The organism is Methylobrevis pamukkalensis (assembly GCF_001720135.1).
Classification (GTDB): Bacteria; Pseudomonadota; Alphaproteobacteria; order Rhizobiales; family Pleomorphomonadaceae; genus Methylobrevis; species Methylobrevis pamukkalensis.
This window is the reverse complement of the sequence record NZ_MCRJ01000129.1, coordinates 1-11,125: the sequence shown is the minus strand read 5'-3', so window position 1 is coordinate 11,125 and position 11,125 is coordinate 1. Positions and strand designations below refer to the sequence as shown.

Genomic DNA, 11,125 nt, shown 5'->3' with positions numbered 1-11,125 from the left:
CAGGAACAGCGGCAGGAGCGCCGCCAGGAAGACCGCCAGGAGAATCGGCAGGAGCAGCGGCAGGAACGCCGCCAGGAGCAGACCCAGCAGCAGCGCGAGGAGCAGCGCAAGCAACAGCAGGAGCGTCGTGAGGAACGTCGCGCGCAGGAGCGTCGCAACGAGCGTCAGGATGATCGGCAGGACCAGCGTCAGGGCCGGCAGATCGACAATCTGCGCCAGCAGACCCGCGAGATGCGCCAGGAGTTCGAGCAGAAGGAGCGCGAGGAGCGCCGTCAGGCCGAGCGCCGTGCCCAGAACCGCGAGGTCATCAACCGGGACAACGGCCGCGTCGTGATCCGTGAAGGTGACCGGATCATCGTCCGCTCGGACGACATGAGCCGCTTCCGTCGCAACTCGCGCGATTTCAACATCGATCGTCTCGATGACGGTCGGCGTCGGGTGACGACGGTGCGCAACGACGGTGTCCGGATCGTCACCGTCTATGACGCGCGTGACCGGATCGTCTCGCGGACCCGCGTCCGGGATGGCCGCGAGACCTATCTGATCGACAACCGTCGCTTCAACCGCGGCAACGATGCGATCATCAACTTCCGCAACGTGCTGCCGCCGCTGGTGATCGGGATCCCCCAGAACGAGTATATTCTCGACAGCCGGGGTGCCTCGCGCGCCCAGATCGAGGAAACGTTCCTTGCGCCTCCCGTCGAGGTGATCGAACGGCCGTACAGCCTCGAGGAGGTTCGCTACAGCGAACGTCTGCGTGACAAGGTGCGCCGCATCGACATCGATGCGATCCACTTCGCCACGGGCTCCGATGAAGTTGCCTCCGACCAGCTCGCCGCGCTCGACAACATCGCCGATGCCATCATGGACATCCTCGACGAGCGTCCCGACGAGATCTTCCTGATCGAGGGGCACACGGACGCGGTCGGCAGCGATCTCTCCAATCTGGAGCTGTCGGACCGCCGGGCCGAATCCGTCGCGGCCGCGCTGAGCGAGGACTACGGCATCCCGCCGGAAAACCTCGTGACGCAGGGCTATGGCGAGGAGGATCTCAAGGTCGAGACCGAATCGGCGTCGGCCGAGAACCGCCGCGTCACGATGCGCCGCATCACTCCGCTGCTCGACGCCAACGCCGGCAGCGGCGGCGATGCCCCGCAGTGATCGTCATGCCCTCTGAAGACTGAACGACGACAGACAGAAACGCCGCCGCGAGACAATCGCGGCGGCGTTTCCGTTTCGAAGCCACGAGGAGACCGAGGTTTCAGCCGAGCGTCTGAAGGGCGGGAAACGTTTCGAGCAGCCAGAAGGACAGCCGCTGCATCTGGCCGGTCACGAACATCAGGCCCGTGAGCACCAGCACGCCCCCCATCGCCTTCTCCACGACCGCCAGCTTGCTGCGATAGCGTCGGAAGGCGGCGAGGAAGCCGCTGGCGAAGATGGCGCTGACGATGAACGGCACGCCGAGGCCGGCCGAATAGATCGCCAGCAGGCCCGCGCCTTCCGCGGCGGTCGCGCGCGAGCCGGCAACCGTCAGGATCGCGCCGAGGATCGGTCCGATGCACGGCGTCCAGCCGAAGGCGAAGGCGAGGCCCATCACATAGGCGCCGAGCGGACCCGCGCGCACGGCCTTCGGCGTGAACCGCGCCTCGCGATAGAGAAAGGCGATCCGGAACAGGCCGAGAAAATGCAGGCCCATGATGATGATGGCGATGCCGGCGACCACGGCGAGCGTTGCCGCATGCCGGGCCAGAAGCTGCCCGACCACGGAGGCGGTGGCGCCGAGCGAGACGAACACGGTGGAGAAGCCGAGCACGAAGAACACAGCCACCAGGACGGCGCGGCGCTGCGCGGCCCGGTCTTCGGACCCCTCACCCTGAAGCTGTTCCACGGTGGCGCCGGCGAGGAAGCCGAGATACGGCGGCACCAGCGGCAGCACGCAGGGCGACACGAAGGACAGGAGACCGGCAAGAAAGGCGGCCCAGACTGTGATGTCGGCGATCATCGGCTCCGATCCGGTTGCGCGGCCGCTGCCGTGTCCGGCAGGCCGCGTGGCGCGACCGATATACGCTGCGGATCACGCGGGTGAAAATCACGATCTGCGGCGCAGCCGGAGCAGATCGTCAAAGCACGGCTTTTTCTCCGCACCATGTTGCAGGAGCGGGCGGTGTCGCGTATGTGAAGGCACGTTCCGCGCCCGACTGCGGCAGCGCCGGCGCCCGCCGGTTGCTTGTCCGCCCTGTCCGTCGGGCGCATTTGGTGGGAGCGCGTAGCTCAGCCGGTAGAGCACGTGACTTTTAATCATGGGGTCCTGGGTTCGAGTCCCAGCGCGCTCACCAATCCAGCCGGACGGTTCCCGGCTTTTCTTCACGTCATGCCTGAATTCCGGCGGAGGACCGAGCCGTGGCGGTTTCAGGCCACGGCCGTGCGTTGGCCGGCCATCCTTGGCCAGACATGACAATGCCCGGGGCCGGATCTTGCAACCCCGGGCATCGTCTCGGATCGACGTCGATCAGTTCACGCCGGGGGCCTGGTCGCCCTTCCAGCCGGCATCGCCGGCCGGCAGCACGAAGACCTGGCCCGGGTAGATCAGGTCCGGATTGCGGATCTGGTCGGTGTTGGCGAGGTAGATCGTCGAGTAGCGCATGCCGCGGCCGTAAAGCCGGCGCGAGATGGTCCAGAGGTTGTCGCCGCGCCGGATGATGACCTTCGCCGGCTCCCCGACCCGCGCGGCGACCGCGCCGCCCTCGCCCGACCCGCCGGAGGCCGCGCCGGTGCCGACGATCGCCATGTCCGCGCCCGCGCCCGACGCAGAGCCGGATGCCTCTGCCTGCGCATTGCCCGGCGAGGTTCCGGCCGGCGCCGTCGCAACGGCTGCGTCCGGCTCAACGCTGAACGTGACCTCTGCCCGGGCGATGACGTTGCCCGCGCCGTCGACCATGTCGGCGCGCACCGGATGGTCGCCGTCGGCCAGCGGCGCCGGCAGGGTGCTCTCGAAGATCCAGCGGCCGCGGTCGGGCGCTGCCGCCTCGCCCACGAGATTGCCGTCCACATAGACACGGACAGCACTTCCGCCAGCCCCGGCGCCCGCCACGAACAGGCTGCGCCCGGCCTCGAGTTCCACGGCCTCGACGGTGAGCGCGGGTGCCGCGGCGGCGGTCTGGCCGGCAGGCTGACCTGCCTCCGACGATGCCGAGGACGGGGCCTGCACGACCGCTCTGCCTGTGACCGGTGCGGGGGCCGTGGCGGTCGAGGAAGCGGTTTTTGGCGCAGCGGCGCCGGCGTCCGGCGCCGAACCGGCGCTGCCCGGGTTCGTCCCCTCGCCGGCTTGCGGCGTGGGCCCGGCCCCGGCGGTGGCCGGAGCTGTCTCCGAAGGGGTGGCGGTGGCAGGCGCAGATGCGCCGGCCTCCGCCGTCGTGGTGGCCGAGGGCGCCGAATCGGATCCCGACGTTGCAGCCCCCGACGATACCGTGCCTGCCGCAGCATCCGCCCCCGTCGCCGCGTCGGCGCCGCCGGATGTCGGCGCGGATTCGTCACTGGCGGCGGTCTGCGATGTCGGCGCGCCCGCCGTGGGATCTGCCGGCGCACCTGGCGTTGCGGCGGCTCCGGAGCCGGCCGCGTCTCCTGACGAGGTCGCCGGCGCCCCGGCCGGATCTGTCGCGGGAGCCTCGCCCGTATCGGGCGTCACGGTGGTGGTGACGGCCGCGCTGGTCCGCGAGGTGGCCGTGGAATCGTCCGGCGCCGTCTTGCCCGCATCGGCCACGACGACCTGCGACTCCGGCTCGGCCGCCGTTCCTTCGGGCTTGGGCAGTTGCAGCACGGCGCTGGCCGCGCCCGGCTCGTTCAGGACAACCAGAACCTCGCCCTTGCCGCCGCTCGGCACGGAGACGGCGACGCGCTGTTCGGAGACGACCGGCTGCGATCCGTCGGCCGGAACCGTGCGCACGGTCAGGTCGTGGGCGCCCGGCGCAAGCGGCGTCGACAGCACGATCGCCCAGTCGCCGCCCGCGCTCGCCTCCCCGGAGGCAATCACCGTATCGTTGGAAAGAATCTCGACCTTCGCGTCCGGCTCGCCCTGTCCGGAGATCACCGCGTCACCTGTCGGCTCGACACGCACGATGTCGAACACCGGCACCACGCGGTCTCGGATCGCATCGGCATTCGCGGCCGGATCAGGCTTGGCCGCGTCCGGGGCGGGCGGCGTGGTTGTCGCGACAGTGGTGCCGCCCTGATCGGCTGTCGGCGCGGGACCCTCGAACAGCCGGTCGAGAAGACCGGTGGAGATCCCGCCGAACAGGAGCACGACGATGATGGCGGCAATGACGAGGGCCGTTCTGACCTGCTTGTTCATGACTGTTCCCGTGCGGATCCGCAGCCGGGGCATACGCGCCGGATCCTCGACGTCCTCCTGCCGGATCGCCATGGCCGCCACCACGGCTTTCCGCGCGCCCGACCGGCCCCGGTTCGGGCCTTCCGCCCCCCGGAAGTTCCTGATTCCCGCTTATACCCTTGCCGTGCTGCCAGCAAGATCGGCGGATGGCCGCAGCGCCCCTGCGCGCGGGAATTCCAGAGGAATCGGCGTCCGGTGTGGTTTGCCGGTCGCGGCACCGGAAATCGGTGCCGCCGGAACATCTGCAGTCTCTCCCGATTTCACGGCGATATCGAGACCGGCCGTTGCTGCCGTTTCCTTGCTTGACGACCCACATGCCGCGATGCGAGACAAATCCCATGGCGACCATTCAGAGCATCTGCGTCTTCTGCGGTTCCTCCACGGGACGCAACCCGGCCCATCTCAGGGCGGCGATCATCCTCGGCGAGGCCATGGCCGCCGCCGGCATCCGTCTTGTCTACGGCGGCGGCTCGATCGGCCTCATGGGCGCGGTCGCGCGCACCGTGCTGGAGGCCGGCGGCGAGGTCACGGGCATCATCCCGGAATTCCTCGTCAACCGCGAGCGGATGCTCGAAGGCGTGGCCGACCTGGTGGTGGTCGACGACATGCACACCCGCAAGCGGCTGATGTTCGAGCAGTCCGACGCCTTCGTGGCGCTGCCCGGCGGCATCGGCACGCTGGAGGAGGTCGTCGAGCAGATGACCTGGGCCCAGCTCGGCCGCCACGCCAAGCCGATCGTGCTCGCCAACATCGACGGCTTCTGGGACCCGCTCAACGTGCTGCTCGAGCACATGGCCGAAGAGGCCTTCATCCGCCCCGGCTTCGAGCTGAGCTACCTCACCGTCTCCGATCCGGAGCTGATCGTGCCGACCATCGTCGAGGTCGCCGCCGCCTATACGGAGAGCGAGCTCGAAGGCCACAAGGATTCGCTCGAGCGGATGTGAGGGTGACGCGGCAAATGCGTCATGCTTCCGGTCATCTCACCTGCCCGCATGCCCGTTCTTCAGCAGCTTGTAGGTGATCGAATCGACCAGGGCGTCGAAGGAGGCGTCGACGACGTTTTCGGAGACGCCGATGGTCATCCAGCGCCGGCCGGTCCTGGTGTCCATGCTCTCGATCAGCACGCGGGTGATCGCCCCGGTGCCGCCGTTGAGGATGCGCACCTTGAAGTCGACCAGTTCCAGCGACGCGATCTCGTCCTGATACTTGCCGATGTCCTTGCGCAACGCGCTGTCCAGCGCGTTGACCGGGCCGTTGCCTTCGGCCACCGACATGCGGATCTCGTCGTCGATCCGCACCTTCACCACCGCTTCCGACACGGTGACGAGGTCGCCGACCGCGTTGAAGCGGCGCTCGACCATCACCCGGTAGCTGTCGACGTCGAAGAACACCGGCACCTCGCCGAAGGTGCGCCGGGCGAGCAGTTCGAACGAGGCGTCGGCCGCCTCGTAGGAAAAGCCCCGCGCCTCGCGCTCCTTGACCAGCCGCAGCAGCGTGTCGAGCTTCGGGTCGGCCTTGTCGATCGCCACGCCGAGCCTTGCCAGTTCGGCCAGAAGATTGGACTTGCCGGCCTGGTCGGAGACGAGCACCCGCCGGCGGTTGCCGACGCTTTCCGGCGTCACATGCTCGTAGGTCTTCGGGTCTTTCAGGATCGCCGAGGCGTGGATGCCGGCCTTGGTGGCGAAGGCTGCGGCGCCGACATAGGGCGCATGGGCGTCCGGCGCGCGGTTCAGGATCTCGTCGAAGGCGCGCGACGTGGCGGTGAGGCTCGCGAGCGCGTCCGGCGCGATGCCCGTCTCGAAGCGCCCGGCATAGGCGTCCTTCAGCATCAGGGTCGGGATCAGGGTCGTCAGGTCGGCGTTGCCGCAGCGCTCGCCGATGCCGTTGAGCGTGCCCTGGATCTGGCGGGCGCCCGCGCGCACCGCCGCCAGCGAGTTGGCCACCGCCTGCCCCGTGTCGTCATGGGCGTGGATGCCGAGATGCGAGCCCGGCACCACTTTTGCCACCTCGCCGACGATCCGCTCCACCTCCTCGGGCAGCGTACCGCCGTTGGTGTCGCAGAGCACGACCCAGCGCGCGCCGGCGCCATGGGCGGTGCGGGCACAGGCGAGCGCATAGTCGGGGTTCGCCTTGAAGCCGTCGAAGAAATGCTCGCAGTCGATCATCGTCTCCCGGCCGGCCGCGACGGCGGCCTCGACCGTCTGGCGGATTCCGTCGAGATTCTCCTCCAGCGTCGTCTTCAGCGCGACGTCGACATGGTAGTCCCAGCTCTTGGCGACGAAGCAGACCGCCGGCGCCCCCGATCCGAGCGTCGCGGCGACGCCCGGATCGTTGGAGATCGACACGCCGGCCCGCTTGGTCATGCCGAAGGCGGTGAAGGTCGCCCGGGTCGTGCGCGGCTCGGCAAAGAAGGCGTCGTCCATCGGATTGGCGCCGGGATAGCCCCCCTCCACATAGTCGACGCCCAGATCGTCGAGCAGCCGGGCCACGAGGATCTTGTCCTCGAGGCTGAAGTCGATGCCGTTGGTCTGGGCACCGTCGCGCAGCGTCGTGTCGTAGAGGTAGATGCGGTCTCTGGTCATCTTCTTCTTCACTCTGGTCTGAGCCTGCCTGTTCAGCTCCCGGACTGAACGAGGCGCCGACGCTCCATCCGCCTACTTGCTCAGAAACATGTCCACGAGTTCGCCCTTCCGCGCCACGTAGCGGCTCAGAAGGCTTGGGGTGGGTGCCGCAGCCACGATCAGACCCTTTGCCTTGAACTCGAAGCGGATTTCCGGCGGCGCCCGGTTGGAGAGGAACTTCATGCATCCGGCATCCAGCGAGCGCACCTTTCCATCCACGGTCTTGAACAGATACGGCACAGGCCGTCCGATCTTCCAGAACAGCCCGACGAAATACAGCTCAAAGAATTTTATCCACTCTTCGCCGAGATCGCCCGGGTCCTTGAGTTCATTGACCTTGTACATCTTCGGTTTCTGACTTCTGGAAATCGGATGCTGCTTGAACTTGGACTCTTCGGGAAGGTCGGGAATGTTTATCCAGAGGATCTCAGGATCCATTATTTCTTGTTCCTTGGTGTGCGTGACCGCGCGTCTGCGCGGCCGTGGTCATGAACTTGCGAAACGGTCGGTGGCTTCGATCAGCGCGTGGAGGATGCCGGGTTCCGACACCGCGTGGCCGGCGCCCTCGACGATCACGAAGTCGGCTTCGGGCCAGGCCTGGTGCAGGTCCCAGGCGGTCGCCACCGGCGTTGCCATGTCGTAGCGGCCCTGCACGATCACGCCGGGGATGTTGCGCAGCTGCCCGCGTCGCGGATGAGCTGCCCCTCCTCCACCCAGCCCGCGTGGGTGAAGAAGTGGTTCTCGATCCGGGCAAAGGCGATGGCGAAGTCGTCGGCGGCAAAGCTCTTCGACATGCCGGCGTCGGGCAGCAGCGTGATGGTCTCGCCCTCCCAGACGCTCCAGGCCCGTGCCGCTTCCAGCCGCACCGCCTTGTCGGGCGAGGTCAGCCGCTTGCGGAAGGCGGCGACGAGATCGCCGCGCTCGGCCTCCGGGATCGGGGCGAGGAAACGCTCCCACTTGTCGGGAAAGAAGCGGGCGGCGCCGCCGGCATAATACCAGTCGAGCTCCGACTTGCGCAGGGTGAAGATGCCGCGCAGCACGATCTCGCTGCAGCGCTCCGGGTGGGTCTCGGCGTAGGCGAGCGCCAGGGTGGAGCCCCAGGATCCGCCGAACACCAGCCACTGCTCCACGCCCATGATCGCGCGCAGGCGTTCGATGTCGGCGACAAGGTGCCAGGTGGTGTTGGCCTCCAGCTCCGCATGCGGGCGCGAGCGGCCGCAGCCGCGCTGGTCGAACAGCAGAACGCGGTATTTCTTCGGATCGAACAGGCGGCGCTGCATCGAGTTGCAGCCGCCGCCGGGGCCGCCATGCAGGAACACGGCCGGCTTGCCCTCGGGATTGCCGCAGATCTCCCAGTAGACCTCGTGGCCATCGCCCACATCGAGATGGCCCGAGGCATAGGGCTCGATCGGCGGATAGAGCGTGCGGCGTTCGCTGGTCATGCGTCGTTCTCTCGGGTCTCGAGTTGATCGGGGTGCTGCATCGTCACGCTTTCGGGCGGCCAGACCGCGGTGTCATGGTCGGGATGCTGGAAGGAGACGATGTCGGCCAGAAAGGCCGTGGCGGCGATGTCCTGCTCGGTGCGGGTGCCGGACAGGTCGGCGAGGTGATCGACATAGGGCAGCTTCGCCTCGAGGCCGTATTGCAGCGTCGGCGTGATCATCCCGGGATCATCGAAGGCGCCGATCGCCATCGCCATGCCGTCCGGCGCCTCGTAGGTCAGCGGTGTGCCGCAGCTGGCGCAGAAGCCGCGGGCGACGAGGTTGGAGCTCTGGTAGAGCGCCCGCTCGCCGCGGGTCCACGTCACCTTCCTCGCCTCGCGCACCGAGACGAGCGGCGCGAAGAAGCCGCCGAAGGCCTTCTGGCACATCCGGCAATGGCAGATCGAGGCGGGGCCGAGCGGCCCCTCCACGGCAAAGCGCACGGCACCGCACTGGCAGCCGCCGGTGAAGCGGCCAGGCATTCGGTCGGATCCGGGGTCAGACATCGTCCCATCCCTTGCTGCGGTTGCCGCGGTCGTCGGTCAGCGGCGTGACGCGGCCCGCCGGCCGTATCTGCCCCCTGGAGCGGCGCGCATCGGCATTGATCGCTACGCTTGCACCGGCCGGGGCACCATGGATGCCGCGCGAGCGCAGCACCGGGGCGCCGGTCTCGTCCCGCACCGGGGTCGAACGACGCCCCGCCGGCGGACCCGGCCGCCGCACGGTCATCGCTTCAGCTCCCACGTCGTCACGGCCGCGCCCGTCGCCGGGTCCTTGCCATCCTTGAGCACGATGCCCTTGGCAGCGAGTTCATCGCGGATGCGGTCGGAGGCCGCAAAATCCTTCGCCCGGCGCGCGGCCAGCCGGGCCTCGATCGCCGCCTCGATCTCGGCCGCATCGACATCAGCCCTCGGCCGACGGGCGGCGAAGGCCGCCGGGCTCTCGGCGAGGAAGCCCATCAGGCGGAGCGACCCGGCGAGCGCCGACGCATCGTCCAGCGCATGGATCTCGGCGATGGCCTTCGGCGTGTTGAGGTCGTCGGACAGCGCCTCGACCACCGTGGGCGCCGCCTCCGCGCCCTCGAGGGCGCCGACGGCCCCGTACCAGTCGTCGAGCAGCTTCCAGCTCTCCTCCAGCCCCTTCAGGGTGAAATCGATCGGCTGGCGGTAGTGCGAGCGCAGCATGTTGAAGCGCAGCACCTCGCCCGGCCAATCGTTCAGCAGCTGGCGGATTGTGAGGAAGTTGCCGAGGCTTTTCGACATCTTCTCACCTTCCACTTGAAGGAAGCCGTTGTGCATCCAGACATTCGCCATCACGTCGGTGCCGAAGGCGCAGCAGCTCTGGGCGATCTCGTTCTCGTGGTGCGGGAACACGAGGTCGATGCCGCCGCCGTGGATGTCGAACACGTTCTTGGCCGGGTCGTCGCAGGTGAGCCCGCCGCCCCAGGGGGCCAGCAGCTTGGCCATCGACATCGCCGAGCATTCGATGTGCCAGCCCGGCCGGCCGAGCGGCGCGATCCCCGCCGGCGACGGCCAGCCCGGCTCGCCGGGCTTCGACGGCTTCCACAGCACGAAGTCCATGGCGTCACGCTTGTAGGGCGCGACATCGACCCGGGCGCCGGCCAGCATCTCGTCCAGCGACCGGCGGGCGAGCGAGCCGTAGCGCGGTCCGGGCGCGGCATTCATCGCGCCCGGCGAGAACAGTACGTGGTCCTCGGCGACATAGGCGACGCCGCGGGCGATCAGCCGCTCGATCATCGCCGTCATGTCGTCGATATGCTCGGTGGCGCGCGGCTGGGCGCTCGGCGCAAGGCAGCCGATCTCGGTCACGTCGGCCATGAACTGGGCCTCGGTGACGCTGGTCACCTTGCGGATCGCCTCGTTGAGGGGAAGATCCGGATGCTCGCTCGCCGCCCGCGCGTTGATCTTGTCGTCCACGTCCGTGATGTTGCGCACATAGGTGACGTGATCGTCGCCGTAGACGTGGCGCAGCAACCGGAACAGCAGGTCGAAGACGATGACCGGCCGGGCGTTGCCGATGTGGGCGTAGTCGTAGACCGTCGGCCCGCAGACATACATCCGCACCCGCGCCGGGTCGATCGGCCGGAAGTCGTCCTTCGTTCGCGTCAGCGTGTTGTAAAGCCTGAGCGCCATCGGTCCCCCGCCCGCGCTGGCCGGGTCGTCCGCATCAGGGTCTGGAAAGGTCAGACGCGATCGGGCGCGGCCAGCGCTTCAGCTAGCCACAAATAATCGAACGGATATCGGTCTGCGCCGCAGCGCGCGCCATGATCGTGATGTCCATCGTCGTCATGCACCGTGTATCGGCCATCTGCCGCAATTGCGTCAAGGCCGCGGGCCCTGCGCAAGCACGAATTTTCCCGGATCGTCCCGCCGCCGGATCGCGGCGGCCTCAGGTTCCGGGACAACCTCGACGGAGGACTCGCGCGCCCGGGGGCCTTCGCGCCTGGATCGGACGGACGCCGGCGGCGCCTCAACCGTCACATGACCCGGGCGCTGAAGTCGTTCACGAACAGCCCCTCGCCGTCCGCACGAGGCGGGCGCCGCAGATGGGTACACAGAACGCCCACAAAACACATAAACATTGTTTTTCAATGTGTTATCCATGTTTCCTTATAC

At 68.2% G+C, this 11,125-nt stretch carries 9 protein-coding genes, 1 tRNA gene and 1 pseudogene; 3 read left to right on the top strand and 8 right to left on the bottom strand.

All coding sequences use genetic code 11. The features are described from left to right. Positions 1-1,161, top strand: a 1,161-nt coding sequence (locus A6302_RS17420; RefSeq protein WP_141703888.1) for an OmpA family protein, incomplete at its 5' end; no start/stop codon positions are given. Positions 1,162-1,261: 100 nt separating this feature from the next. Here the strand turns inward: A6302_RS17420 and A6302_RS17415 are convergent. Next, positions 1,262-1,999 (bottom strand): cytochrome c biogenesis CcdA family protein, encoded by a 738-nt coding sequence (locus tag A6302_RS17415; protein ID WP_069308110.1) that lies wholly within the window; start codon positions 1,997-1,999, stop codon positions 1,262-1,264. A gap of 261 nt (positions 2,000-2,260) precedes the next feature. Here A6302_RS17415 and A6302_RS17410 point away from each other — a divergent pair. Next, positions 2,261-2,336, top strand: a tRNA-Lys gene (locus A6302_RS17410). Between the two features lie 173 nt (positions 2,337-2,509). Here the strand turns inward: A6302_RS17410 and A6302_RS17405 are convergent. Next, positions 2,510-4,348, bottom strand: coding sequence for a LysM peptidoglycan-binding domain-containing protein (locus tag A6302_RS17405; protein ID WP_141703884.1), 1,839 nt, complete (start codon positions 4,346-4,348; stop codon positions 2,510-2,512). 377 nt (positions 4,349-4,725) lie between these two features. Here A6302_RS17405 and A6302_RS17400 point away from each other — a divergent pair, with 377 nt between their 5' ends. Further along, complete coding sequence (locus tag A6302_RS17400; protein WP_069308106.1) at positions 4,726-5,331, top strand: LOG family protein; 606 nt, start codon at positions 4,726-4,728, stop codon at positions 5,329-5,331. Positions 5,332-5,367: 36 nt separating this feature from the next. On the opposite strand, the gene cimA is transcribed toward A6302_RS17400, so the two are convergent. The 6 genes and pseudogenes from cimA to cysS form a co-directional block, all read right to left on the bottom strand. Then, entirely contained in the window at positions 5,368-6,969 is a 1,602-nt protein-coding gene (gene cimA, locus A6302_RS17395; protein WP_069308109.1) for a citramalate synthase, read from the bottom strand. Between the two features lie 72 nt (positions 6,970-7,041). Then, positions 7,042-7,446, bottom strand: coding sequence for a hypothetical protein (locus A6302_RS17390; RefSeq protein WP_069308105.1), 405 nt, complete (start codon positions 7,444-7,446; stop codon positions 7,042-7,044). Between the two features lie 48 nt (positions 7,447-7,494). Next, a pseudogene (gene pip, locus A6302_RS17385) lies at positions 7,495-8,450 on the bottom strand (prolyl aminopeptidase). Continuing rightward, positions 8,447-8,971, bottom strand: a complete 525-nt coding sequence (locus A6302_RS17380) for a GFA family protein (RefSeq protein WP_069308104.1) — start codon at positions 8,969-8,971, stop codon at positions 8,447-8,449. The pseudogene pip and the gene A6302_RS17380 overlap by 4 nt, the downstream one beginning before the upstream one ends. Before the next feature lie 16 nt (positions 8,972-8,987). Further along, positions 8,988-9,218 carry a hypothetical protein gene (locus tag A6302_RS17375; RefSeq protein WP_069308103.1) on the bottom strand — a complete coding sequence of 77 codons (231 nt, stop codon included), beginning with the start codon at positions 9,216-9,218 and terminating at the stop codon, positions 8,988-8,990. Next, positions 9,215-10,642, bottom strand: coding sequence for a cysteine--tRNA ligase (cysS, locus tag A6302_RS17370; protein WP_069308102.1), 1,428 nt, complete (start codon positions 10,640-10,642; stop codon positions 9,215-9,217). Before cysS ends, A6302_RS17375 begins: the two co-directional genes overlap by 4 nt. Between the last annotated feature and the right edge of the window lie 483 nt (positions 10,643-11,125).